This is a genomic window from Acidovorax sp. NB1 (assembly GCF_005405905.1).
GTDB lineage: Bacteria > Pseudomonadota > Gammaproteobacteria > Burkholderiales > Burkholderiaceae_C > Acidovorax.
In genome coordinates this window covers 145150-170430 of the sequence record NZ_BJHU01000016.1, presented here as the reverse complement: position 1 = coordinate 170430, position 25281 = coordinate 145150, and the positions used below count along the sequence as shown (strand labels likewise).

At 65.9% G+C, this 25281-nt stretch carries 21 protein-coding genes; 9 read left to right on the top strand and 12 right to left on the bottom strand.

Going from position 1 to position 25281, the window contains the following annotated elements; all coding sequences use genetic code 11:
• Nucleotides 1-36 precede the first annotated feature (36 nt).
• The gene (locus AvAM_RS07535) at nucleotides 37-3687 is read right to left on the bottom strand and encodes a hydantoinase B/oxoprolinase family protein (protein ID WP_137746484.1); all 3651 of its coding nucleotides are present in this window, start codon (nucleotides 3685-3687) and stop codon (nucleotides 37-39) included.
• Nucleotides 3688-3801: 114 nt separating this feature from the next.
• Nucleotides 3802-4338: a winged helix DNA-binding protein gene (locus tag AvAM_RS07530; RefSeq protein ID WP_137746483.1), complete on the bottom strand. Its 537-nt coding sequence runs from the start codon at nucleotides 4336-4338 to the stop codon at nucleotides 3802-3804.
• Nucleotides 4339-4525: 187 nt separating this feature from the next.
• On the opposite strand from AvAM_RS07530, the gene AvAM_RS07525 reads away from it, so the two are divergent.
• From AvAM_RS07525 to AvAM_RS07505, 5 genes are all read left to right on the top strand, one after another.
• The gene (locus AvAM_RS07525; protein ID WP_137746482.1) at nucleotides 4526-5509 is read left to right on the top strand and encodes a TRAP transporter substrate-binding protein; all 984 of its coding nucleotides are present in this window, start codon (nucleotides 4526-4528) and stop codon (nucleotides 5507-5509) included.
• Nucleotides 5510-5527: 18 nt separating this feature from the next.
• Complete coding sequence (locus tag AvAM_RS07520; RefSeq protein WP_137746481.1) at nucleotides 5528-6037, top strand: TRAP transporter small permease; 510 nt, start codon at nucleotides 5528-5530, stop codon at nucleotides 6035-6037.
• A 21-nt stretch (nucleotides 6038-6058) separates the two neighbouring features.
• A complete protein-coding gene (locus tag AvAM_RS07515; RefSeq protein WP_137746480.1) occupies nucleotides 6059-7363 on the top strand; it encodes a TRAP transporter large permease in 1305 nt (434 codons plus the stop codon).
• 120 nt (nucleotides 7364-7483) lie between these two features.
• Nucleotides 7484-7867, top strand: coding sequence for a fluoride efflux transporter CrcB (crcB, locus tag AvAM_RS07510; protein ID WP_137746479.1), 384 nt, complete (start codon nucleotides 7484-7486; stop codon nucleotides 7865-7867).
• Nucleotides 7868-7988: 121 nt separating this feature from the next.
• Nucleotides 7989-8852: a TIGR00730 family Rossman fold protein gene (locus tag AvAM_RS07505; RefSeq protein ID WP_137746478.1), complete on the top strand. Its 864-nt coding sequence runs from the start codon at nucleotides 7989-7991 to the stop codon at nucleotides 8850-8852.
• 36 nt (nucleotides 8853-8888) lie between these two features.
• Here AvAM_RS07505 and AvAM_RS07500 read toward each other — a convergent pair whose 3' ends face one another.
• From AvAM_RS07500 to AvAM_RS07460, 9 genes are all read right to left on the bottom strand, one after another.
• Nucleotides 8889-9848, bottom strand: a complete 960-nt coding sequence (locus tag AvAM_RS07500) for a FecR domain-containing protein (RefSeq protein ID WP_171012157.1) — start codon at nucleotides 9846-9848, stop codon at nucleotides 8889-8891.
• A 56-nt stretch (nucleotides 9849-9904) separates the two neighbouring features.
• The gene (locus tag AvAM_RS07495; RefSeq protein ID WP_137746476.1) at nucleotides 9905-11242 is read right to left on the bottom strand and encodes a surface lipoprotein assembly modifier; all 1338 of its coding nucleotides are present in this window, start codon (nucleotides 11240-11242) and stop codon (nucleotides 9905-9907) included.
• Between the two features lie 50 nt (nucleotides 11243-11292).
• The gene (locus AvAM_RS07490) at nucleotides 11293-12492 is read right to left on the bottom strand and encodes an MFS transporter (protein WP_137746475.1); all 1200 of its coding nucleotides are present in this window, start codon (nucleotides 12490-12492) and stop codon (nucleotides 11293-11295) included.
• A complete protein-coding gene (gene rmuC / locus AvAM_RS07485) occupies nucleotides 12489-14213 on the bottom strand; it encodes a DNA recombination protein RmuC (protein ID WP_137746474.1) in 1725 nt (574 codons plus the stop codon). The genes AvAM_RS07490 and rmuC overlap by 4 nt, the downstream gene beginning before the upstream one ends.
• Nucleotides 14214-14284: 71 nt before the next feature.
• Nucleotides 14285-15274, bottom strand: coding sequence for a D-glycerate dehydrogenase (locus tag AvAM_RS07480; RefSeq protein WP_137746473.1), 990 nt, complete (start codon nucleotides 15272-15274; stop codon nucleotides 14285-14287).
• Between the two features lie 14 nt (nucleotides 15275-15288).
• Entirely contained in the window at nucleotides 15289-16701 is a 1413-nt protein-coding gene (locus AvAM_RS07475; RefSeq protein ID WP_137746472.1) for a sodium:proton antiporter, read from the bottom strand.
• A gap of 84 nt (nucleotides 16702-16785) precedes the next feature.
• Nucleotides 16786-18006, bottom strand: a complete 1221-nt coding sequence (gene pncB / locus AvAM_RS07470; protein WP_137746471.1) for a nicotinate phosphoribosyltransferase — start codon at nucleotides 18004-18006, stop codon at nucleotides 16786-16788.
• Between the two features lie 233 nt (nucleotides 18007-18239).
• On the bottom strand, nucleotides 18240-18731 hold the full coding sequence (locus tag AvAM_RS07465; protein ID WP_137746470.1) for a thioesterase family protein: 492 nt from the start codon (nucleotides 18729-18731) through the stop codon (nucleotides 18240-18242).
• Nucleotides 18728-19666: a histone deacetylase gene (locus AvAM_RS07460; RefSeq protein WP_137746469.1), complete on the bottom strand. Its 939-nt coding sequence runs from the start codon at nucleotides 19664-19666 to the stop codon at nucleotides 18728-18730. Before AvAM_RS07460 ends, AvAM_RS07465 begins: the two co-directional genes overlap by 4 nt.
• A 200-nt stretch (nucleotides 19667-19866) precedes the next feature.
• Here AvAM_RS07460 and AvAM_RS07455 point away from each other — a divergent pair, with 200 nt between their 5' ends.
• The 3 genes from AvAM_RS07455 to AvAM_RS07445 all read left to right on the top strand — a co-directional run bounded on the left by AvAM_RS07455 (nucleotide 19867) and on the right by AvAM_RS07445 (nucleotide 22740).
• Nucleotides 19867-20415: a phasin family protein gene (locus AvAM_RS07455; protein ID WP_094290910.1), complete on the top strand. Its 549-nt coding sequence runs from the start codon at nucleotides 19867-19869 to the stop codon at nucleotides 20413-20415.
• A gap of 398 nt (nucleotides 20416-20813) precedes the next feature.
• Nucleotides 20814-21866, top strand: coding sequence for an extracellular solute-binding protein (locus tag AvAM_RS07450; protein WP_137746468.1), 1053 nt, complete (start codon nucleotides 20814-20816; stop codon nucleotides 21864-21866).
• A 115-nt stretch (nucleotides 21867-21981) separates the two neighbouring features.
• Entirely contained in the window at nucleotides 21982-22740 is a 759-nt protein-coding gene (locus AvAM_RS07445) for a 3-hydroxyacyl-CoA dehydrogenase (RefSeq protein WP_137746467.1), read from the top strand.
• A 677-nt stretch (nucleotides 22741-23417) separates the two neighbouring features.
• On the opposite strand, the gene AvAM_RS07440 is transcribed toward AvAM_RS07445, so the two are convergent.
• The gene (locus tag AvAM_RS07440; protein WP_137746466.1) at nucleotides 23418-24089 is read right to left on the bottom strand and encodes a GNAT family N-acetyltransferase; all 672 of its coding nucleotides are present in this window, start codon (nucleotides 24087-24089) and stop codon (nucleotides 23418-23420) included.
• 75 nt (nucleotides 24090-24164) lie between these two features.
• Between AvAM_RS07440 and AvAM_RS07435 the strand changes: the two genes are divergently transcribed.
• Nucleotides 24165-25049, top strand: coding sequence for a LysR family transcriptional regulator (locus AvAM_RS07435; protein WP_137746465.1), 885 nt, complete (start codon nucleotides 24165-24167; stop codon nucleotides 25047-25049).
• Nucleotides 25050-25281: the final 232 nt, after the last annotated feature.

Sequence of the window (25281 nt, the reverse complement as noted above, 5' to 3'; positions counted from 1 at the left end):
CGCTTGATGGACGCGCGCAAGCAGGCATTTTTCCCACTATTTTTGGCCTGAAGACCCGAAGCCACCGCCGCCTGGCGTGTGTATTTCAAACACATCGCCCGGCAGCATCTCGGCCTGGCCGATATGGTCCAGCAGCTCCACCCGGCCGTCGCTGCGCACCACCTTGTTGATGCCCACAGCACCGGGCTGGCCGCCCGCCATGCCAAACGCGCCATGGTGGCGGCCGTTCGACAGAATGCTGGCCGTCATGGGCTCCAGAAAGCGCACCCGGCGAATGCCTCCATCGCCGCCCTGGTACTGCCCCGCACCGCCCGAGCCCTTGCGGATCTCGTAGCCCTCCAGCCGCACCGGAAAGCGGAACTCCAGCACCTCGGGGTCCGTCAGGCGCGAGTTGGTCATGTGGCACTGCACGACGCTGGTGCCGCCAAACCCGCCCACCAGCTGCCCATTCACATCCCACACGCCACCCGCGCCGCTACCGCCCGAGATGGTCTCGTAGTACTGGTAGCGCGTGCTGCCAAAGGTGAAGTTGTTCATGGTGCACTGCCCCGCCGCCATCAGGCCCAGCGCGCCGTACAGCGCGTTGGTGATGCAGGTGGAGGTCTCCACATTGCCCGCCACCACCGAGGCCGGTGGATTCGGGTTGAGCATGCTGCCGGGCGGGATGATGACGTTCAGCGGCTTGAGGCACCCGGCGTTGAGCGGAATGTCGTCATCGACCAGCGTACGGAACACATACAGCACCGCCGCCATGCACACCGCCGTGGGCGCGTTGAAGTTGTTGGTCTGCTGCGGGCTGGTGCCGGTGAAGTCGATGGTGGCGCTGCGGCTGGCGGCATCGACTTTCACGGCCACGCTGATCTGCGCGCCGTTGTCCAAGGGGAGCGTGAACGCACCATCCTTCAGCCGTGTGATGACACGGCGCACGGATTCTTCCGCGTTGTCCTGCACGTGGCGCATGTAGGCCTGCACGACATCCAGGCCAAACTCGCCCACCATGCGGCGCAGCTCCTGCTGGCCTTTCTCGTTGGCTGCGATCTGCGCACGCAAGTCCGCCATGTTCTGCTGCGGGTTGCGGCTGGGGTACTCGCCGCTTTCCAGCAGCGCAATCATCTCCGCTTCGCGCAGCACACCGCGCTCGACCAGCTTCACGTTGTTGATCTGCACGCCCTCTTCTTCGATGCGCGTGGAGAACGGTGGCATGGAGCCCGGCGTGGTGCCACCCACATCGGCGTGGTGGCCCCGGCTGCCCACATAGAACGTGGGCGTGGCTTCATCGGCGATGTAGACCGGCGTGATGACGGTGATGTCGGGCAGGTGAGTGCCGCCGTGGTACGGGTCGTTGAGCACAAACACATCGCCGGGCTGCATCTTGCCGGTGTTCTCGCGGATCACGGTCTTGATGCTCTCGCCCATCGAGCCCAGGTGCACCGGCATGTGCGGTGCATTGGCGATCAAGTTACCTGCGGTGTCAAACAGCGCACAGCTGAAGTCCAGCCGCTCCTTGATGTTGACCGAGTACGCCGTGTTCTGCAGCTGCAGCCCCATCTGTTCGGCAATGTTCATGAACAGGTTGTTGAACACTTCGAGCAGCACCGGGTCCACCGTGGTGCCCACGGCATGCTGCACGGCGCGCGCCACGTGGCGGTTGAGCAGCAGGTGGTCCAGCTCGGTCAGCGCGGCCTCCCAGCCGGGCTCCACGATGGTGGTGGCGTTCTTCTCGGCAATGATGGCCGGGCCGGGGATCACGTCGCCGGGGCGCAGGTCCTCGCGCACCACCAGGGCGGCGTCGTGCCACGCGGGCACGCCGTCCACGCCACCGGTGTACATGCGCACGGTGCTGCGGCGCGGCACTTCGCGTGCGGGCTGCAGCGCATGGCGCGGCTCCACGGGCGCGTCGCCGGGCACCACGGCTTCAACCGATACGGCCTCCACCACCAGGCCCTTGCCTTGCATCAGGAACGCAAAACGCTGGCGGTAGGCAGCCTCGAACCCTGCGGTGATTTCGGCCAGAGAACCAAACGGAACAATCAGCGCCGAGTCGCTGCCCTCGTAGCGCACATGCACGCGGCGGTGCACCACGGCTGTGCCCGCGCCCACCTGCTGGCGCTCCAGCTCGGTGCGTGCGGTGGTAGCCAGTTGGTCCAGAGTGGCGTCGATGCCCGCGAGTGCATCGGGCACCAGCTTCGTTTCTACGGCCTGTTCGCGGATCACGTTCTGGTCCGCCAGGCCCATGCCGTAGGCACTGAGCACACCCGCCAACGGGTGTACAAACACGCGCGTCATGCCCAAAGCGTCGGCCACCAAACACGCGTGCTGGCCGCCCGCGCCGCCAAAGCACTGCAACGTGTAGCGCGTCACGTCATAGCCGCGCGCCACGCTGATCTTCTTGATCGCGTTGGCCATCTGCTGCACGGCGATCTGAATGAAGCCGTGGGCCACATCTTCTTGCGAGCGGCCGCTTTGCACCGCCAGCTGCGCGAACTTTTGCGCCACCACATCGCGGTCGAGCGCCTCGTTGGCCGCATGGCCAAACACCTTGGGGAAATGCGCGGGCTGGATCTTTCCCACCATCACGTTCGCATCCGTCACTGCCAGCGGGCCGCCCCGGCGGTAGCTGGCGGGGCCGGGGTTGGCGCCCGCGCTCTCTGGGCCCACGCGGAAGCGCGCGCCATCAAAACCGAGGATGGAGCCGCCACCGGCCGCCACGGTGTGGATGCTCATCATCGGCGCGCGCATGCGCACGCCCGCCACCTGGGTTTCGAACTCGCGCTCGAACTCGCCCGCGTAGTGGCTCACATCAGTGCTGGTGCCGCCCATGTCAAAGCCGATGACCTTGTCGTGGCCCGCAAGGCCTGCGGTGCGCGCCATGCCGACGATGCCACCCGCCGGGCCGCTCAGGATCGCGTCCTTGCCCTGGAACACCTGCGCGTCCGTCAGGCCGCCCGACGACTGCATGAAGAACAGCTTCACGCCCGGCATTTCGCTCGCCACCTGGTCCACATAGCGGCGCAGGATGGGCGAGAGGTACGCATCCACCACCGTGGTGTCGCCCCGGCTCACCAGCTTCATCATGGGGCTGGTGGCGTGCGATGCGCTCACCTGCGTAAAGCCGATCTCGCGCGCGATGCGGGCGGCGGCTTCTTCATGCGCCGTGTAGCGGTAGCCGTGCATGAACACGATGGCCGCGCTGCGCAGGCCCGCGTCGTAGGCGGCCCAGAGGCGCTCCTTGAGGTGCGCTTCGTCCAGCGGCTCGATGACGTCACCCTGCGCGCCCACCCGCTCCTGCGCCTCGATCACGCGCTCGTACAGCAGCTCGGGCAATACGATATGGCGGTCGAACAAACGCGGGCGGTTCTGGTAGGCGATGCGCAGCGCGTCCTTGAAGCCCTTGGTGGTGATGAGCAGCGTGGGCTCGCCCTTGCGCTCCAGCAGCGCATTGGTAGCCACGGTGGTGCCCATCTTCACGCACTCCACCAGCGCTGGCGTCACCGCCTCGCCGGGCTTGAGGCCCAGCAGGTGGCGGATGCCGGCCACCGCCGCGTCCTTGTACTGCTCCGGGTTCTCGGACAGCAGCTTGTGCGTGACCAGGGTGCCGTCCGGGCGCTTGCCCACCACGTCGGTGAAGGTGCCGCCCCGGTCGATCCAGAACTGCCAGCGGGACATAGGAGAGGGTTGGTTGGACATATCAATGCTACTCAATTGATAGCTATCAGCGCTTTACAGTCGAGCGCAAGAGCCGATTTTCATTCATATTTTCGAGCCACACAGGCCCCATGCAGGCAACGTAGGCGGCCTGCATCACAAGGACGCCGCCGAGCGCGCCGCCTGGTCGTACATGCCAGAGAGCACACGCAGCAAACGGGCCAGCTCCCCGATGTCTCGGTTGAGCGCGTCGTCGACCTTGAGTGCATCGATCAGGCAGCTCTCGCGGATCTCGCGGTAGCGCTGCACATAGGCGCGGCCGGTGTCGGTGGCGGCGTAGGTGACTTCCTTGCCGTTTTTCTGCGAGGCAACCACGCCCAGGGTCTGCAGCTTCTTGAGCGAGTAGTTCACCAAGTGTGTGTCTTCCACGTTCATGATGAAGCAGATGTCGGCCAGGCGCTTGTCGCGCGCGCGGTGCGTGACGTGGTGCAGCACCACCACGTCGAGTGGCGTCAGGTCCTTGAGGCCCGCCGCCGCCATGCAGTGCACCACCCAGCGGTGGAACGCATTGCCCGCCACGATGAGGCCAAACTCGAACTCGCTCATTTCTGCGCTCTGAGCCGACACCAGGTGCGCCGACGACACAATGGGGCCGGAGTCGATTTTGGCTTTGGGCTTGGCGTCAGATTTCATGGCGGGTTCAGGCCTGCAGGTTCTGTCATTGGCACGGGATATGCATGGGGCATTGTAGGCAAGTCGATGGTAATTTGTTGGCAATTTGTCAGCGTTTAGGCAAAACACCTATCGCAATCGGATCGGCTTCCGATACAGTGATTTGTTACATCCAACCTTGTACATCCAACCCTGCGGAGCAATATCCATGAAGCGTCGAATCTTCCCCGTGACCGCACTCGCCCTGACCTTGGCTGCGGGTCTGTCTGCCACCTCGGCATTCGCCCAGACCAAGTGGGACCTGGCCGCCGCCTACCCCGCCACCAACTTCCACACCGAGAACATGGTGCAGCTGGCCAGCGATGTGGACAAGGCCACGGGCGGCAAGCTCAAGATCACCGTGCACGCCAACGCCGCGCTGTTTAAGGCCCCCGAGATCAAGCGCGCCGTGCAAGGTGGCCAGGCGCAGATGGGCGAGATCCTGCTGGCCAACTTCCAGAACGAATGGCAGCTGTTTGGCGTGGATGGCCTGCCCTTCCTGGCCGACAGTTACGACGCTTCCAAGAAGCTCTACGCCGCGCAAAAGCCGTTCCTCGAAAAGAAACTGGCCGAACAAGGCATGGTGCTGCTCTATGCCGTGGCCTGGCCCCCGCAAGGCATCTACACCAAGAAGCCACTGGCCTCGGCCGCCGACCTCAAGGGTATCAAGTGGCGCGCTTACAGCCCCGCCACCGCCCGCATTGCCGAACTGGTGGGCGCGCAGCCTGTGACGGTGCAGGCCGCAGAGTTCTCGCAGGCCCTCGCCACGGGCGTGGTCGAATCGACGATGACCTCGGGCGCCACCGGCGTGGACAGCAAGCTGTACGAGCACCTCAAGTTCTACTACGACACCCAGGCCTGGCTGCCCAAGAACGCCGTGCTGGTGAACAAGAAGGCGTTTGACGCGCTCGACAAGCCCAGCCAGGAAGCGCTGCTCAAGGCCGGTGCCGACGCCGAAGCACGCGGCTGGGCCGCCAGTGCCAAGGTCAATACCGACACCATCGCCAAGCTCAAGGCCAATGGCATGAGCGTGGAAGCGCCGCCCGCCGCCCTGAAGGCCGACATGGCCAAGGTGGGCGACACCATGCTCAAGGAATGGCTGGACAAGGCCGGCCCCGAAGGCAAGGCGCTCATCGACGCCTACCGCAAGTAAGCCCGGGCACCCACGCACATGCGTCGTCTGCTGGACTTTCTGTACGACAGCGCCGCCGCCCTGGCGGCGCTTTTCATGGTCGGCCTGCTGGGCATGGTGCTGTTGTCCATCGCCAGCCGGCAGTTCCATTTCCACGTGCCGGGCACCGATGCCTACGCAGGCTACCTGATGGCCGCTGCGGGTTTTCTGGCGCTGGCCCACACCCTGAAGCGCGGCGAGCACATCCGCGTCACGCTGCTGCTCAATTTTTTGAAGGGCGGCGCCAAGAAGGCGTTCGAGATCTGGGCGCTGGCCATTGCCACGCTGCTGGCCGTGCTGTTTGCGGTGTACAGCTGCAAGCTGGCCTGGCAATCGCACGAGTTTCACGACATCTCCACCGGCAGCGACGCCACGCCGCTGTGGATTCCGCAGATCGCCATGGCCGTGGGCACGGTCATCCTGGCCATAGCCTTCATCGACGAGCTGGTGCTGGAGCTGATGGGCAAACGCGCCGACTCAGCCTCTGGCGAAGCCCTGCGCAATGAATAAAAAAACCGGGCACTACCCACCATGAGTGATCTCGCCATTACCGGCCTGCTGGTCCTGTCGCTGTTCCTGATCCTGGGCAGCGGTGTGTGGATCGGCCTCACCCTCTCGGGCGTTGCCTGGATCGGCATGCAACTGTTCTCGGCGCGCCCCGCAGGCGACGCCATGGCCGTGACCATCTGGGGCAGTGCCTCCAGCTGGACGCTCACCGCCCTGCCCCTGTTCATCTGGATGGGCGAAATCCTGTTCCGCACCCGACTGTCGCAGGACATGTTCAAGGGCCTGGCACCGTGGGTGCAGGCGCTGCCGGGCCGCCTGCTGCACACCAACGTGGTGGGCTGCACCATCTTTGCCGCCGTGTCGGGGTCGAGTGCCGCCACCTGCGCCACCATCGGCAAGATGACGCTGCCCGAGCTGACGCGCCGGGGCTACCCCGAACACATGGTCGTGGGCACGCTGGCCGGGGCCAGCACGCTGGGCCTCTTGATTCCGCCGTCGATCATCATGATCGTGTACGGCGTGTCGGCCGAGGTGTCGATCTCGCAGCTGTTCATTGCGGGCGTGCTGCCGGGCATTCTGCTCGCGGCCCTGTTCTCGGGCTACATCATGCTGTGGGCGCTGCGCCACCCCGACCAGGTGCCGGCCGCCGACGTGCGCATGACCTTCATGCAGAAGCTGGCCGAGTCGCGAAGCCTGATCCCTGTGGTGCTACTGATTGCCGCCGTGCTGGGCAGCATCTACACCGGCTTTGCCACCGCCACCGAGGCAGCGGCCGTGGGCGTGGTGGGCTCGCTCATTCTCTCGGCCGTGCAGGGCTCGATGAACTGGAGCACCTTCAAGGCCTCGCTCATGGGCGCCACGCGGCTGTACTGCATGATCGCGCTGATCCTCGCGGGTGCTGCGTTCCTCACGCTGTCGATGGGCTACATCGGCCTGCCGCGCCACTTGGCCGAATGGATTGCGTCGCTCGGGCTCAACAAGGCGCAGCTGATTGCGGCACTGGCAGTGTTCTTCATCATCCTCGGGTGCTTCCTCGATGGCATCTCGATGGTGGTGCTGACCATGGGCGTGCTCATGCCCACTGTGCAGGCGGCCGGCATCGACCCGATCTGGTTCGGCATCTTCATCGTGCTGGTGGTCGAGATGGCGCAGATCACACCGCCCGTGGGCTTCAACCTGTTTGTGCTGCAAGGCATGACTGGGCGCCAGCTGCCCTGGATCGCCAAGGTGACGGTGCCCATGTTCCTGCTCATGTGCGGTGCCGTGGCATTGATCTACATCTTCCCCGGCATCGTGACCTGGCTGCCGCAGCAGATGGCAGCGCGCTGAACCCACCTGCAGCCAGCAGACACAGCAAAGCGGGACGGCCCCATCAAGGCCGCCCCGCTTTGTGCTTTAGGGGCGGCGCGAAGCGATTGTGAGGCCCTTAAATCCAGCGACAATGGCCCGATGTTGAACGTTCTTGCCATCTGCATCGGCGCCTGTGTGGGCGCGCTGGCACGCTGGCGCCTGGGCCTGTGGCTCAGCCCCGGCGGGTTGATTCCCTGGGGCACCCTCACCGCCAATCTGGTGGGCGGCTACCTGATTGGCGTGTGTGTCGCCGTGTTCCACGCCATGCCCCAGCTGGACCCAGTGTGGCGGCTGGCGCTGGTCACGGGGTTTCTGGGCGCACTCACCACGTTTTCCAGTTTCTCGGCCGAAGTCGTCGAGATGCTGATGGCCCAGCGCTACGCCGTGGCACTAGGCACCACCGCACTGCACCTGCTGGGCTCGCTGGGCCTCACCGTGCTTGGCATGCAAACTGCTTCATATTTCATAGCGTCACGCGCTTGATGGTTGCGCGCAAGCAGGCTTTTTTGTCATAAATTTCCGCCACACTGCTGCCCCATCCTGTCACTGGTTGGCCCCCACGGGCCCTCCCCCCCAATTCACAGACCCAACCAAGAGTCCTGCCATGGAAGCCAACACCCAACTCAATGAACGCCGCCTGGCCGATGCCTGGGCCGAGCTGCACAACCACGCCACCAACGGCAACCCGCTGCAGGCCGACGCTTACCGCATGGCGTTTGCCGACCCCGAATTCCTGTTCCGCCGCGAAACGCGCGGCATCCGCTTTCAGCTGGAGATGCTCAAGCCCGACCTGGGGCAGACCGAGCAAGGCATCGAGAACACCATCGTTGTGTTTGGCAGCGCCCGCTTCATGGCGCCTGAAGACGCCGCCGAGGCACTGACAGCCGCCGAAGCCACAGGAGACGCCACGCAGATTGCACGCGCCAAGCTCGCCGTGCGCAACGCGCGCCACTATGACCTGGCCCGCCAGTTCTCGCGCCTGGTCGCGCAGTACAGCAATGGCAAGCCCGAGTCCGAGCGCCTGTACATCTGCACCGGCGGCGGCCCCGGCATCATGGAAGCCGCCAACCGGGGCGCACACGACGAAGGTGCGCTGAATGTGGGCCTGAACATCGCCCTGCCGCACGAGCAAAGCGGCAACCGCTACATCACGCCGTCGCTGAGCTTCAAGTTCCACTACTTCGCCCTGCGCAAGATGCATTTCATGATGCGCGCCAAGGCACTGGTGGCCTTCCCGGGCGGGTTTGGCACGCTCGATGAGCTGTTCGAGGTGCTGACCCTGGTGCAGACCGGCAAGGCCAAACCCGTGCCCATCGTGCTGTGCGGCACGGACTACTGGAAGCGCCTGATCAACTTCGACGTGCTGGTGGAAGAAGGCACGATCTCGGCGCAGGACCTGAAGCTCTTCCACTACACCGACGACCCACAGGAAGCCTGGGATCTGATCCGGGCGTTCTACAAGCTCTGACCCCCGGGGCGCACTGGCGCCCAGGCGCCACCACTGCTAACGGATCACCGGCGGCGGTGGCGGCGGGGGCAGCAGGATGATCGGCAGCACCGGGACGAACACGAACGGTGGCCGCACCGTGGGTGGTGGCGGTGCCGTGGTGGCAGGAGGCGGCGCTGTGGTCGTCGGGGGCGGCGGCGTGGGCCGCGTGGGCGGCGGTGGTGTGGTCGGCGCCGGGGGCTGGGAGTCGTCCGTAGGTGGTGGCGGCGCCACAGGCACCGGGGGTGGTGGTGCCGTGATGGGCGGCGGTGGCGCCACGGGAACCGGCGCCGGAGTGGGCGCCGGAACGATGTACACAAACGCGCGGCGCCCCTGCACATCCAGCTGCTCACCCACCAGCATGGGGGTGGGCAGCTCGGGCACCGGCAGCAAGGCGCGGGTGTGGGTGTACACCGGCAGTTCCTGGTCAGAGAGCACCAGCACCGCCTCACCGGCCGTCACGCCCACACAGCCGGCCTGGGTGCAGACCTCGATCTCGTCCTGCTCGCCCGACACCAGCACCTTGCCGTTGGCATCGATGGCCAGCATGAAGGCCGAGCCCCGGATGCCTACCACGGCCGTGGGCGTGATGACCTTGTAGCTGGCGGGATTGCGCTTGCCGATGAGCCCGGTGAGCGCGCGCATGCCGCCGCGCAGCAGGTTGACCACAAAATGGTCTTCGCCCGTGCCTGCGCCGTCGGCGTAGCGGGTCACGGTGAACTGCGAGTCCGGGTACAGCGCCACCAGGCCGCCATCGGTAAAACGGATCTGCGCGCGCCCCTCGGTGCCGGTGAGCACCACGTCGCCGCCGTCCAGCTCGGCCCCCTTGGCCAGGCGCGAGAGGCTGTCGCCCCGGCGCAGCTGCACATCGCCCGCCGTGAACTGCACCAGCCCGGCGGCCGCCAGCCCGGTGAGTGGCCAGGCCGCCACCATGCCCATCAGCAGCGCCAGCCGGGCGCGTTTTTGGTCGGATGTCATAAGCACCTCCATGGCGTCGCCGCAGCAAGGCCCCAGGTCAACGCGTGCCGCTGCATTCAGAACTCCCGGCGCAGCAGGATGGAAAACACCCGCCGCTCATAGTCGGTGATGGGCAGCGTGGAGGCGTTGCGCGTGAACTGCCACTGCGGCGTCACGCGCCAGCCGGGCGCGGGGGTCCAGTTCAGGCCCAGCGCCACCTGGGCCTGGCGGTCGGTGCGGGTCACGGCAAAAAACGGGTCTGCCCCGCCATAGTGCCGGTGCTCCCAGTCGGTGCTGGCAAACACCGTCCACTGCGGCGCCAGAGGCCACTGCCCGCCCAGGCGCACGCCCCACAGGCGGTGGCCCAGCGGGTCGGCATCGCTGGCCTTGGGCTGCTCTTGCCCGCCATACACGCCCGCATAGACCGAGGCGCCTTGGCGAAACAGGTGCGAATACGAGGTGCCCAGCACGCTGCGCCGCACGTTGCGCAAGTCCTGCGTGGGGTAGCGCACCTCCAGCACCTGCAAGAAGCTGCCCCACTGCCGGAAGCCGTCGATGCGGTAGATCCACTCGCCCAGCACACCGCCCATGGTGCGCAGCCGCGAGCCGTCGAGTGCGTAGTACGAGCCCTGCCCCGAGACAATCACCTCGTGCCGCTCGGCCCGCCAGGCCATGCCCAAAGCGGCGTCCAGGGCCGTGTGGTCAAACCGGTCGGCCTGGCCCCCGTAGTGCCGCGTGGCGCCCAGCGCCGTGCCCACCACCGACCAGCGCGAATTGATCACCGCCCGGCCCCGCAGGCCGGCCTGCGCCACCACATAGTTGCCCGAGGTGGCCCGCGCCTCGGGCAGCAGGGCCCAGGGCGGCGTGCCCGGCACGGGGGACTGCAACTCGCCCACCACGGGCGCGGCATTGGCGTTGGAGTCATGGCCCACGCCCAACTCCACATAGCCCTTGATCGAGGAATGGCCGCCATATTCGGGGCGGTCGTACGAGTACAGGAACTGGTCCAGGGTGTGCCCCGCATCCACAGGGATCAGCAAGGCCTGCACCTGGGGCGGCAGCGCCAGCACTCCACGCCGGTCACCCACGGCCTGCAACGACTGCCCCAGCGCCACCTGGGCGGCCTGGTTGCCGGGGTCGGCCGCCAGCACCCGCTCGCGCGCCATGATGGCCCGCGTGTACTGGCCTGCGGCATGGGCCGCCTCGCCCATGGCGGCGTCAAACACGGGGTCGCCCGCGCGCCGGGCCTCGTGGGCATCCAGCAATTGAAAGGCCTGCATGGCCTGCCCCTGGCGCACCAGGGCGGTGGCCTGCTGGACCACCTCGTCGGCCAGCGCCACAGACGGCAGGCCCGCGCCCAGCGCCGAGGCCAGGCACCATGGCAACACGCGCCGTGACCAGAATCGAAGGTACATGACAGCCCCCTCTCGGAACCCGCTGACGGGTAAAGGCAATTTACACCTGTTTACGCTTTTTGGGACTCCTCGGGAACCCTGTTTGCAATGCGCCACGCCAGCCGCGAGCCCCCGAGACCCGCTGCGCCCACGGCCCAGAACAGTCCGCTCACGCCAATCACCGCCCCGGCCGAGCCAAACATCAGCGGCATCAGCACGCTCGACGCGTTGATTGCCATCAGCCGCAGGCCCAGCGCCTCGCCCTGGCGGTGGGACGGCGTGATCTGGTGCAGCAGGCTCATCACCATGGGCTGCCCCGTGCCCAGCGCCAGGCCCAGCAGCACCGAGCACAGGCCCATGGCCCAGGCGCTGTGCAGCAGCGGGTACACCGCAAACAGCACGGCCGTGACCAGCATGGCCACCGCCATCACGGCCTGCTCGCGCAGCTGCCTGGCCACAAAGGGCATCAGCACGCGGATCACGGTGGCGGCAATCGCAAACGCGCCGAAGATGGTGCCGATCACGGCGGCCGACAGCCCGCGCTCGTGCCCCAGCAGCGGCACGGCAAACGCGTGCACGTCCCAGCAGGAGGAGATCAGCCAGTTGACTATGAGCAGGCGGCGAAACGGCGCATCGCCCAGCAAGTCCCAGGCCCGCTGGGGTGCGCCCCCCGGCGCGCCGCCCGCAGCAGCTGCGGGGGCCGGAATGTCTGGCAGCCCCCGCACGCAGAACCAGCTGAGCAAGGGCAGCAGCGCCAGCAAGGCAAACGCTGCGCGGTAGCCCTCCAGGCTGCCCGGTGTGCTGCCCGCCAGGTCAATCGCCAGCCCGGCCGCAAACGGGCCGATGAAGTTGGACACCGCCGGGCCGATGGACAGCCAGCTGAACACCTGCTTGAGTTCGGTCGCATCGTGCACGGCGCGGCCCGCGTGGCGCTGCACGGCAATCGTGGCGGCCCCAGCGGCGGCGCCGGTCATCAGCGCTGCCACGCACAGCACGGGAAAGGTCGGGAACACCACGGCCATCCCCGCGCCCACACAGGCCACGGCCACCGAGTAGCCCACCGGCCGCTTGATCCCATGGCGGTCGGCATAGCGGCCCGCAGGCAGCGCCAGAAACACCTGCGTGAGCGCAAACAGCGCCACCAGCAAGCCCACGGCCGCCGCGCTGTGGCCCTCGCGCAGCGCCAGCAGCGGCGCGGCCAGGCGCATGCCGGCCATGCTGCCGTGCACGCAGATCTGGCCAGCGATCAACCGGGCCAGTGTGGCGTTCACAACAGGTCGTCCTCCGGGTCCAGCCCAGGCAAGGCCGCCGTGCGGGCGCCTGCCAGCGGTGCACGGGCGGCGTCGGGGGCGGGCAGCTCCTGCACGTCGCGCAGCTTGCGCTGGATGGCGCGGGTGCGCACACCCACCTCGTCAAACTTCTTGGCGGCGGCGTCGATGGATTTTTTGGTGGCTTCGACCACATCGCCAAACTTGGCGAACTCGGTCTTGACCATGCCCAGGAGGCTCCACACCTCGGACGAGCGTTTCTCGATCGCCAGCGTCTTGAAGCCCATCTGCAGGCTGTTGAGCATGGCCGCCAGGTTGGCCGGGCCGGTGATCATCACGCGGCAGTCGTTCTGCACCGCTTCGACCAGGCCGGGGCGGCGCATCACCTCGGCAAACAGGCCCTCGGTGGGCAGGTAGAGCACGGCAAAGTCGGTGGTGTGCGGGGGCGAGACGTATTTGGCGAAGATCTTCTTCGCTTCGAGCTTGATCGAGGTCTCGAACGCATTGCCCGCTGAGAGGATGGCCGACTTGTCGGCCGCGTCCTGCGCGTCCAGCAGGCGCTGGTACTGCTCCACGGGGTACTTGGAGTCGATGGGCAGCCACACCGGGTGCTCGTCGCTTTTGCCCGGCAGGCGGATCGCAAATTCCACCAGTTCGTCGCTGCCCGGCACCGTCTTGACGTTGCGCGCAAACTGGTCGGGCGTGAGCACGTTGTCGATGATGGCGCCCAGCTGCATCTCGCCCCAGGTGCCACGCGACTTCACGTTGGTCATCACGCGTTTCAAGTCGCCCACGCTGCCCGCCAGGGTCTGCATCTCGCCCAGGCCCTTGTGCACCTGTTCGAGCCGGTCGCTCACCAGCTTGAAGGATTCGCCCAGGCGCTGCTCCAGCGTGGCGTGCAGCTTTTCGTCCACCGTGCGGCGCATTTCTTCGAGTTTGGTGGCGTTGTCGGCCTGGATGGCGGCCAGGCGTTCGTTGAGCGCATTGCGCAGCTGCTCGGCGTTGTTCTGGCTGCCCTGCACCATGCCGGTGAGCTGCTGCGAGACGGCGTCCTGCAGCACCGAGAACTGGTTGCGGATCTGGTTGCCGTTGGCGTCGAGCTGGTCCTTGAGCGCGGTAGACACCGTACCCATCTGCGTCTGGATGTCGGTCTTGAGCGAGTCAAGCGTGCCGCGCGTAGCGGCCGACAGGGCTTCGAAGCGCTCCTGGATCCGCTGCTCGAACAGCTGCGTGCTTTCGGCCAGCGCCTCGCGCGAGCGCTGGCTGTCGGACGCGAGCGATTGCGCGGTCTGCGTGAGTTCGGCGCGGAAGGCGGCCAGCGCGTCGGACAGCTCCTTGCGTGCCAGGGCGGCCTCGGCCTGGCCCTGGGCCAGGCGCTGCTCCAGCTTGGCCTCAAACGCCCCAAAGGCGGCCAGCAGCTCGGCCCGGCCGGTGCGGGACTCGCCCACGGCCTGGGCCAGCCGCTCGTCCACGGCACCACGCAGGGCCTCCAGCTGGTGCTGCGTGGCCTGCGTGAAGCCCGAGAGCTGCTTTGCCATCGCCTCCATGGCACCGTCGTTGCGGGCCACGGCCAGCTGCGTGGCCTGGGCCGTGGCCTCCAGCGACTGCAGGCGCGCCAGCCATTCGGCGGGCAGCTCCACACGCGGGCGGCGCAGCAGCACCAGCGCAAGCAGCACCACCACCAGGGCCAGAACGGCCAGCAAGACAAGCGTATCGGTAGTCAAGGTATTTACTATTATTTTGATAGCTATTACCGCTTATCCATCGCGCGGTAGCAGCCAATTTTTTTCAAAACCTAGCCGCGCAGACCCGCCACAGGCTGGTTCACCGGCGTGAGCGGGCCGCGCCCGCCCAGGAAGGCGATCAGGTTGTCGGCCGCCAGGTTGGCCATGGCGCGGCGCGTGGGCACGGTGGCGCTGGCAATGTGGGGCGTGAGCACCACGTTGGGCACGGTGAGCAGATCAGGGTGCACGCTGGGCTCGCCCTCGAACACGTCCAGGCCCGCCGCCGCAATGCGCTGCTCGCGCAGGGCCACAGCCAGAGCCGCATCGTCCACGATGCCGCCGCGCGCAATGTTGATGAGCGTGGCCGTGGGCTTCATCAGCGCCAGCTCGGCCGCGCCAATGGTGTGGTGCGACGCGGCCGTGTAAGGCACGACCAGCATCACATGGTCGGCAGTGCGCAGCAGCTCATCCTTGCCTACGTAGGTCGCCTTGCATTCGGCCTCCAGCGCGGCCGACAGGCGCGAGCGGTTGTGATAGACCACCTTCATGCCAAATCCATGCGCGCCACGCTTGGCAATGCCCTGCCCGATGCGGCCCATACCGATGATGCCCAGCGTGCTGCCGTGGATGTCGCTGCCCGCGAACATGTCGTAGCTCCACTTCGTCCACTTGCCGGCGCGCAGGTAATGCTCGCTCTCGGTCATGCGGCGGGCCGTGGCCATCAACAAGGCAAAGCCGAAGTCGGCCGTGGTCTCGGTCAGCACATCGGGCGTGTTGGTGCCCTGAACGCCAGCCGCCGTCATGGCGTCCACGTCAAAGTTGTTGTAGCCCACGGCCATGTTGGCGCAGATCCTGAGGCGCGGCGCCGCCGCCAGCAGCGCGGCATCAATGCGCTGGCTGCCGGTGGTCAGCACACCGTTCTTGTCGGCCAGGCGCGCGGCCAACTCGGCCGGGGTCCAGATCACATCGTCGGGGTTGGCTTCGACGTCGAAATGCTCACGCAGGCGGTCCACGATGTCGGGAAAGATCGCACGCGCGACCAGGATGCGGGGTTTGCTCATATTCAATCTCCCGGTCACCGGAACCAGATGAAGGTCATCACGATGAACAGCGGCACCAGAATGCCCCCCGACCACAGCATGTAGCCGAAGAAGCTCGGCATCTTCACGCCCCGGTCTTCGGCAATGGCCTTGACCATGAGGTTGGGTGCGTTGCCGATGTAGGTATTGGCGCCCATGAACACGGCCCCTGCCGAAATGGCGGCCAGCGTGGGCGCCAGGGTGGTCATCAGCATGGCCGGGTCGCCACCGGCGGTGTTGAAGAACACGAGGTAGGTGGGCGCGTTGTCGAGGAAGGAGCTGAGCGCGCCTGTGGCCCAGAAGTACATGGCGGGGTCAGGCGAACCATCGGGCCGCGTGACGGCCGCCACGATGGCGCCGAACGGGCCGTTGACCCCGGCCTTGAGCATGGCGATGACGGGGATGATGGTGAGGAAGATGCCCGCAAACAGCTTGGCCACTTCCTGCATGGGCCCCCAGCCAAACTGGTTGTCCTCGTGCACCTTCTTGGGCGTGAGCAACAGCGACACCAGGGTCACGACGATGAGGCCCACATCCCGCACGATGCCGGGCAGGCCGACCTCGGTGCCCGCGATGTTGAACACCACGGGCGACTTCCAAAAGCCGCTGAGCAGCACCAGCGCCACCACCGCGCCCAGCAGCGCAAAGTTGATCTTGCCGTCAAAACCAATGGAGCGGCTGTCGGGCGTGGGGTCGGCCTTGAACAGCTCTTCGCGGCGGCGGTAGTACCAGGTGTCGAGCACAAAGAAGATGGCCAGCAGCGCCCCCACGAGGAACAGGGTTTCCTGGAAGATGTGGCTCACCGTCCAGAAGAAGTCCACGCCCTTGAGGAAGCCCAGGAACAGTGGCGGATCGCCCAGCGGCGTGAGCGAGCCCCCGGCGTTGGAGACGATGAAAATGAAGAACACCACCACATGCGCCACATGCTTGCGGTTGTCGTTGGCGCGGATCAGCGGGCGGATCAGCAGCATGGACGCGCCTGTGGTGCCCATGAAGCTGGCCAGCACCGCGCCAATGGCCAGGATGGCGGTGTTGAGCCCCGGGCTGCCATGCAGGTTGCCGCGGATGAAGATGCCGCCCGCCACGGTGAACAGCGCCGTCAGCAGGATCACGAATGGGATGTATTCGGCCAACAGCGCATGCACCAGGCTCACACCCGCCACGCCCGGCCCGAAGGTGATGGCAAAGGGCAGCAGAAACGCCAGGCCCCAGGCGGCCGCGACCTTGCCGAAATGGTGGTGCCAGAAAATGGGCGCCAGCAGCGGCATGAGGGCAATCGACAGCAGGATGCCTGCAAACGGCACACCCCAAAGGACCGACAGCGTGCTGCCATCAATGTCTGCAGCCAGGGCCCAACCGGGCAGTGCCGCCAGAAGACTGGCCACTGCCAGCCCGCGCGTGAGTTTCATGGGTTGTGTCTCCATCCAGTTTTAAAAATTCAGGGGCGCATCAGGGCGCTAGTCAGCGCGTGCTGTGCGCCAGTTCCCGGGCTGTCAGGCAGGCACAGGGATGTCGAAGACCTGGCGCAGGTAGGCCAGGTATTTTTCGTCATCGCACATGCCCTTGCCGGGGGTGTCCGACAGCTTGGCCACGGGCTGGTCGTTGCAGCGTGTCATCTTGATCACCACCTGCAGCGGCTCGTGTGCGGGCGGGCTGCCCAGGTCGTTGGTCAGGTTGGTGCCAATGCCAAAGGCCAGCTGGCAGCGGCCCCGGAACTGCTGGTACAGCTCGATGGTGCGCGGGATGGTGAGTGCGTCGCTGAAGATCAGCGTCTTGGTCAGCGGATCAACGCGGTTCTTGCGGTAGTGGTCCAGCAGGCGCTCGCCCCAGGCAAACGGGTCGCCGCTGTCGTGGCGCGCGCCGTCAAACAGCTTGCAGAAGTACAGGTCGAAGTCGCGCAGGAAGGCGCTCATGCCATACACATCCGACAGCGCAATGCCCAGGTCGCCCCGGTATTCCTTGGCCCACATCTCGAAGCCGAACACCTGGCTGTCGCGCAGGCGCGGGCCCAGGGCCTGGCAGGCCTGCAGGTATTCGTGCGCCATGGTGCCCAGAGGCGTCACGCCCAGCTTCATCGCATACAGCACGTTGCTGGTGCCTGCAAACTGGCCCGGGCCGGCGGGCGAGCCCGGGCGGCGGTCGCCGGTGCCCAGGCGCGCCACCAGCACACGCAGCACTTCTTCGTGCCAGGCGCGGCTGAACCGGCGGCGCGTGCCGTAGTCGGCGATCTTGAGATCGCCCAGGCCTTCGCCCTGCAGCAGCGCAATCTTGGCATCGAGCCGGCGGCGACCTTCGGGGAAGTCGGGCACCTTCTGCGTGTTGCGGAAGTAGACCTCGTTGACGATGGCCAGCACCGGAATCTCGAACAGGATGGTGTGCAGCCACGGCCCCCGGATGGAGATCTCGATCTCGCCGTTGTGCTGGGGCGTGACGGTGATGTATTTCTCGTTGAGCCGGAACAGCCCGAGAAAGTCCACGAAGTCGCTCTTGATGAAACGTAGCGAGCGCAGGTAAGCCAGTTCGGCGTCCTGGAAATGCAGGCTGCAGAGCGACCGGATCTCGTCGCGAATCTCGTTGGCAAACGGCGCCAGCTGCACGCCGGGGTTGCGGCACTTGAATTTGTATTCGACCTGCGCCCCTGGAAACTGGTGCAGCACCACCTGCATCATGGTGAACTTGTACAGGTCGGTGTCGAGCAGGCTGGTGATGATCATGGACGGGGCGGGCGCAAGGTGAAGCCAGGGTGCGGGGGGCCGTTCAGCGAAGCCGCAAAGTGTAGGCCATAGGAGCCCGCAGCGCCGGGCGCGGCCCGTGGCGTCAGCCAGGGTTCAGGCGCTGCGATCGGCAACAGCCATCCTCAAAGGTTTTCAGGCCGTCTGCGCTGGCTGCTCATGGGTCGATTGCTATTGATTTGATTGCAACGACCACCCCGCTGCAGCGCGACATATCAGGCCGGCAGCACCAACGCCTGCAGCACGGTGCGCAGCGCCTCGGGCACGGGCACCGGGCGGCGGGTGTCACGGTCCACGTACACATGAATGAAATGCCCGGCCGCCGCAGTCAGCGGCTCGCCCTGCGCAAACAGCCCCACCTCGTAGCGCACGCTGGAGCCCCCGAGCCTGGCCACCCGGATGCCCGCCTCCACCGTCTGCGGAAACGCCAGCGGCGCAAAGTAGTTGCACTGGGTCTCGATCACCAGGCCGATGGTGGCGCCTGCATGGATGTCGAGCACGCCCTGGTCGATGAGGTGGGCGTTGACCGCCGTATCGAACCAGCTGTAGTACACGACGTTGTTCACATGGCCATACACATCGTTGTCGGCCCAGCGGGTGGTGATGGGGCGGAACACGCGATAGGCGCTGCGCGGCTGCGGGGCCGGGCGGGTAGAAGCGGAAGGCGTGGCGGGGGCGGTGGACGGGATGCTGGCGGCAGAGGTCATGACCACACATTCTGCCAGCGCTGGTGGTACTGCAAGGCCACGCGCCAGGTGGTGAGCTGGGCCTGGATCGTGTCTTCCAGATCGTTGCCATAACCTCCCGCCATCGCGAACACCAGCGGGATCCGCCGCTGCCAGGCCCAGTCGAACACCCGCCGGTCGCGCGCCTCCAGGCCGTGGTGGGTCACGGCCAGGCGACCCAGGCGGTCGCCCTCGTGCGGGTCGGCCCCGGCTAGGTAGAACACAAGGCCGGGCGCACAACGCTGGTCCAGCGCCACCAGGGCTTCGTCGAGCGCCTGCAGATACTCCACATCCCCACAGCCGTCCGGCAGATCCACATCGAGGTCACTCGCCTCCTTGCGAAAAGGGAAGTTGCGCGCACCGTGCAATGACAGTGTGAACACGGTGTCATCGCCCTGGAAAATATGCGCCGTGCCATTGCCCTGGTGCACATCCAGGTCGATCACGGCCACCTGCAGCGGTGGGGCGCCACCGCCCCGCCCTGCGGCGTGCTCGGCCTGCATGCGCCGGGCGGCCACGGCCACATCATTGAAAACACAGAACCCGCTGCCCTTGTACGCATAGGCATGGTGCGTGCCGCCCGCCAGGTTGCCCGCCACGCCATCGCGCAGGGCCTGCTGGCTGGCGGCCACCGTGGCGCCCACCGATCGGCGCGCGCGCTCGGCCATGGCCTCGCTCCAGGGGAAGCCGATCTCACGCTGCGCGGCGGGTGGCAGCGTGCCGTGCGCAATCGCTGCGATGTACTCCGGGGTATGGGCCAGCGCCAGGTCATCGTCTGACGCAGGCAGGGCCACCTGCAGCGCCACACCGGGCAGCTGCTGCGCAATCCGGTCACGCAGCATGCGGTACTTGGCCATGGGGAAACGGTGGCCCTCGGGCAGGGGCAGCACAAAGTGGTCGGCGTAGTAGGCGAACATGACGCGATTGTGGCAAGCCCGGGATTTCTGGGGCGTCGTACCTAATTTGCTGCAGTGCAACAAAAAACCCTTGCAAACGCGCAGCAAGTCCCTAAAATTCAACCCATGCTGCACTGCAACATGACTCTACCGGGTCAAGGTCAGCGCAGATGTCTGTAAGCCACCCTGGCCCTATGGGTCCCATTTTTAGGAGATATGACATGACGCTGACCGCTGAACAAATCCTGGCCTCGCACAAAGCCAACATCGAAACCCTGTTCGGTCTGACGACCAAGGCTTTCGAAGGCGTGGAAAAGCTGGTGGAACTGAACGTGACCGCTTCGCGCGCTGCCCTGTCGGAAGCCGCCAACCACACCCAAGCCGTGCTGGGCGTGAAGGACGCACAAGAACTGCTGGCCCTGCAAGCCGGCCTGTTCCAGCCCTTGGCTGAAAAGACCGCCGCCTACAGCCGTCACCTGTATGACATCGCTTCGGGCACCGGCGCCGAATTCGGCAAGGCTTTCGAATCGCAAGCCACCGACGCACAGAAGGCCTTCACCAACCTGGTGGACAGCGCCGCCAAGAACGCCCCCGCCGGTTCCGAAACCGCCGTGGCCGTGATGAAGAGCGCCGTTTCCGCCGCCAACAACGCATTTGAATCGGTGCAAAAGGCCGTCAAGCAAGCGTCTGACGTGGCCGAAGCCAACTTCAACGCCGTGGCCAGCACCGCTGCCAACGCCGCCAAGACGGCTGCGCCCCGCAAGCGTTAATCGCCTACCTGCGGTCTGGAGTGCAACCTCTAGGCCGCGTTCAGGGAATACCCTGATAATTCACCCAAGCGCTGCGACACACACACTGTGTTCAGCGCGCGAGTTGTCTCCTTGGATCCTCTCGAAACCCCCGTTTCAAGGATCCTTTTAAAGCCTGGTTTTACGACCGGGCTTTTTTTTGCCTGCTCGCAGCCCTCCCCCGTCGGGTGAACACCATGGCGCGCGGCACATCCACCCAGGCACCAGTGACAAACACAGGCTTGCCGAACCCCATGCAGATCGCTCTTGCACTGCATCAGCCTCCCCGCGCATTCCCGGCCCCTATTCCGGACATTTATTAAGAATAATTCGCGTTTGTTTTATCATTGCGCCAGTAACAACCCCGAAAGACGCATCCCATGTCGAAGACTGTGAAAGCCTTGCTGAGTGTTTGTGCCCTGGCCGCCGCTGCGGGCGCCGCCCATGCCCAGGAGCAGGTGGTGAACCTCTACTCGGCCCGCCACTACTCCACCGACGAAGCCCTGTACACCGGCTTCACCAAGGCCACCGGCATCAAGATCAACCGCGTGGACGCAGACGACGCCGGCATCCTGGCACGCCTCAAGGCCGAGGGTGCAGCGTCGCCGGCCGACGTGATCCTGCTGGTGGATGCAGCGCGTCTTTACAAGGGTGAAGTTGATGGCCTGTTCCAGCCCATCAAGTCGAAGGTGCTGAACGATGCCATTCCGGCCAACCTGCGCAGCAACCCCGTCGCTGACGGCGGCATCGCGTGGTACGGCCTGTCCACCCGCGCCCGCGTGGTCGTTTACAACAAGGTCAAGGTCCAGAAAGCCGACGTGGACACCTACGAAGAACTGGGCGACCCCAAGAACAAGGGCAAGCTGTGCATCCGCTCGGGCTCGCACCCCTACAACCTGAGCCTGTTCGGCGCGGTGACCGAGCACATGGGTGAACAAAAGGCCGAAGCCTGGCTCAAGGGCATGGTGGCCAATCTGGCCCGTCCGCCCAAGGGGGGCGACACCGACCAGATCAAGGCCGTGGCCGCTGGCGAATGCGACATTGCCGTGACCAACAGCTACTACCTGGCGCGCATGATGCGTTCCACCAAGCCCGAGGACGTGGCCGTGGTCAACAAGGTGGGCGTGGTGTTCCCCAACCAGGAATCCTGGGGCACGCACCTGAACATCGCGGGTGGCGCGGTGGCCAAGCATGCCAAGAACCAGGCCAACGCCATCAAGTTCCTGGAGTACCTGGCCAGCCCTGAAGCCCAGAACTACTTCGCCAACGGCAACAACGAGTGGCCCGCCGCCAAGGGCGTGGCGCTGGACAACCCCGCCCTCAAGGCCATGACGGACGGCAAGCCCTTCAAGAGCGAAACCATCCCGATCAGCGCCGTGGGCGCCAATGTGACCAAGGTGCAGCAGATGCTGGACCGCGTCGGCTTCCAGTAAGCCCGCATTGCCCTCCCACAAGCCCGGCTAGCCCGGGCTTTTTTTCGCCTTCAGCGTTGCAGGGAGATGCGCCATAATTGACGTTTACGTTAACGTCACTTACTGGAGACAGCACATGGACATCAAAGGCAAGGTATTCATCGTCACCGGCGGCGCATCGGGCCTCGGCGAAGGCACGGCACGCATGCTGGCCGCCCAGGGCGGCACCGTGGTCATTGCCGACATGCAGGCAGAAAAAGGCGAAGCCGTGGCCAAGGAGATTGGCGGCGCCTTTGTGAAATGTGATGTGAGCAACGAGGCCGATGGCCAGGCTGTGGTGGCCAAGGCGGTCTCGCTGGGCAAGCTCATGGGCCTGGTCAACTGCGCCGGCATCGCCCCCGCCGAAAAGACGGTGGGCAAGAACGGCGCCCACGCCCTGGCCCTGTTCAGCAAGACCATCACGGTCAACCTGATCGGCAGCTTCAACATGATCCGCCTGGCCGCCGAGGCCATGAGCAAGAACGAACCCGAAGCCACGGGTGAGCGCGGTGCGCTGATCTCGACCGCCAGCGTGGCAGCGTATGACGGCCAGATTGGCCAGGCCGCCTATTCCGCCTCCAAGGGCGGCGTGGTGGGCATGACCCTGCCCATCGCCCGCGATCTGGCGCGCAACGGCATCCGCAACATGACGATTGCCCCCGGCATCTTCGGCACGCCCATGCTGTTTGGCATGCCCCAGGAAGTGCAGGATGCGCTGGCTGCCGGAGTGCCCTTCCCCAGCCGACTGGGCACGCCGCAGGACTATGCCAAGCTCGTGCAGCACATTTTCGAGAACGACATGCTCAACGGCGAAGTGATTCGCCTGGACGGCGCCATCCGCCTGGCCCCACGCTGAAAAAGAGATTGCTATCAGTACCCGTGAATCAGGCGGCAGGCCCATCCAGAGACCATGAAATGAAGCCTGGCTCCGGCGGGCACCAGGCGCAAAGCCAATCCACAACGCCGCCAGGCAAGCAAGGGGCAGCAGCAAGGCAGCACCAGCGCCCAGCGCCAGAGCGAGTGCCACAGCCCACGGCAGCGCGGGCCACAGGCCCGCGAGCAGCCGCCTGCGGTCCCAGCCACTGCGCCAGGGCGGAAAAAGTGGCGTCGTGCAGCGTCAGGCACATGGCGATGTCCATCACCAACCACGCAGCCTAGTGGGCCACAATACCATCAGCAGCGGCCAGACCCAGGCATCCCGCTGTCAGCAAGACCGACCCGGCCGCTATCACATTCCTTCCACCCCACCGGTCCACCCATCGCCCCGCCGCATCGGACATGACACCCGTCATGAACAGCGCCGCCGCAAACCCGCCATGGACCAGGGTGCGGCTACAGCCAAGCCTGGCCGACATGGCGTCGCCCGGCGCACCGAGCAGGTAGTACGAGATGCCCCAAACAACGAACTGCGAAACCCCGAAGTACAGCACCACGCGGGCAACAGGGCCCTGGCCGGGCGTGGGAGGGGCCCCGGGGGCCGACGCAGCCGAATAGGCCGCCGAAACAGCGCTGACCCTGAAGGACCATCAGCCACTACGCCCCTGCCCGGATCGGCTCAGGCAGGTCCATGGCCGGCATGCCGCAGGGCTGCGCGTGGTCTTCTGAACCGAGCGGCCGCTGCATCAGCACGGTGTCCAGCCAGCGCTCCTTCTTGAACCCTACCGACCGCAGCGCACCAATGCGCTCGAAACCCAGGCGCGCGTGCAGAGCCATCGAACCGGTGTTGTCGTCACCTTGCCCAATAACTGCGAGCATCTGGCGCCAAGGCCCCGCCTCGCACAGCCGGATCACCTCACCCAGCAATGCCGCCCCAATGCCACGCCCCGCCCACCCGGGCGCCACGTAAACGGAGTCCTCCACCGTGTGGCGGTAGGCCGAGCGCGCCCGGTAGAGCGTCGCGTAGGCAAAGCCGACGACCTCGCCATTGCGCTCCGCCACCAGGTAGGGAAGCCCTGCGGCCCGCACCGCGGCGTGCCGGGCGCGCAACTCGCCCACATCTGGCGGCACCTCCTCGAACGACGCCAGGCCGTGAAGCACATGGTGTGCATACAGCGCCTGAACGGCCACCAGGTCCACCTCCCGCAAGGCGCGTACGGTGGTGGGTGCAGTGGTGGCCCGTTCCTCGGCGGAGAGGGCGGCAAAAGAAGGCGACGCTGCCGCCTGGTGAGGGCGGCCGGTGTGCGGAGAATTGGGAGAAGTGTTCATGAACTCCAGTTTGGCAAGCCTTCATCCATAAAAGAAGCTTTGTCTCTTTATGCAGAGTATGAGAAATTCTTTGCTATGGAACGCATCAATCTCGACCAGTTGCACGGCTTTGCCACCGCCCTTGAACTGGGAAGTTTTTCGGCTGCGGCGCAGCGCTTGGACCTGACCCAACCGGCCGTGAGCCTGCAGGTGCGCCAACTGGAGAAGCGCCTGGGAACGCCCTTGGTAGAGCGCGCAGGGCGGGTGCTGCGGCCCACCGCGGCGGGTGCCGAGTTGCTTGCCCACGTGGGCCGCATCAATGCAGCGGTAAGCAGCGCGCTGGAGGCAGTTGCCCGCCACGCCGAAGGCACTACAGGCCGCGTGCGCTTGGGCACGGGAGCCACGGCCTGCATCTTCCTGCTGCCACCCGTGATGCGCTCATTGCGCCAGCAGTTTGCGGGCCTCGACATCACGGTCAGCACAGGCAACAGCGCCGACATCGTGCAGTCGGTCGAAGACAACACGCTGGACCTGGGCCTGGTCACGCTACCCGCCAGCGGGCGCATGCTGCATATCACGCCACTGCTGGACGATGCATTCGTTGCCATCGCCCCCGAGGGCACAGGGTTGCCAAAACGGGTGGGCGCCCAAGAGTTGGCACGCCATCCGGTTATGCTCTACGAGCCCGGCGGCCAAACCCGGCGGCTGGCCGACGCGTGGTTCGCCCGTGCCGGCGTGGCGCTGCAACCGGCCATGTCGCTGGGCAGCGTGGAGGCCATCAAAGAAATGGTAGCCGCCGGCCTAGGCTGCGCGGTGCTGCCCGGCATGGCGGTGCAGGACACGCACCACAGCAGCGCGCTGGAAGTACGACCCCTGTCGCCACCACTGCGCCGCACGCTTGCCATCGTCCTACGCAAGGACAAGCGGCTGCACCGCGGACTGCGGGAAACGGTGGCTGCATTGCAGGCACTTCGTCGGTGAGGCCGCTTCAGTACAGGCGGCAGTACACCTCCTGGATGTGTTTCATGCGCGCAATGTGGTGCCAGTTCAGGAAATGCAACGCATACCCACACCTTGCGTCAAGCGGTCGGAAAAAGAAAAACGGACTGCAGCAATCACTACTGCAGCCCGTAGACTGTTCTACGTGGCACCTCAAGCTTTTGGTTTGCGGCACCACAAAAATCTGGCGGAGTGGACGGGACTCGAACCCGCG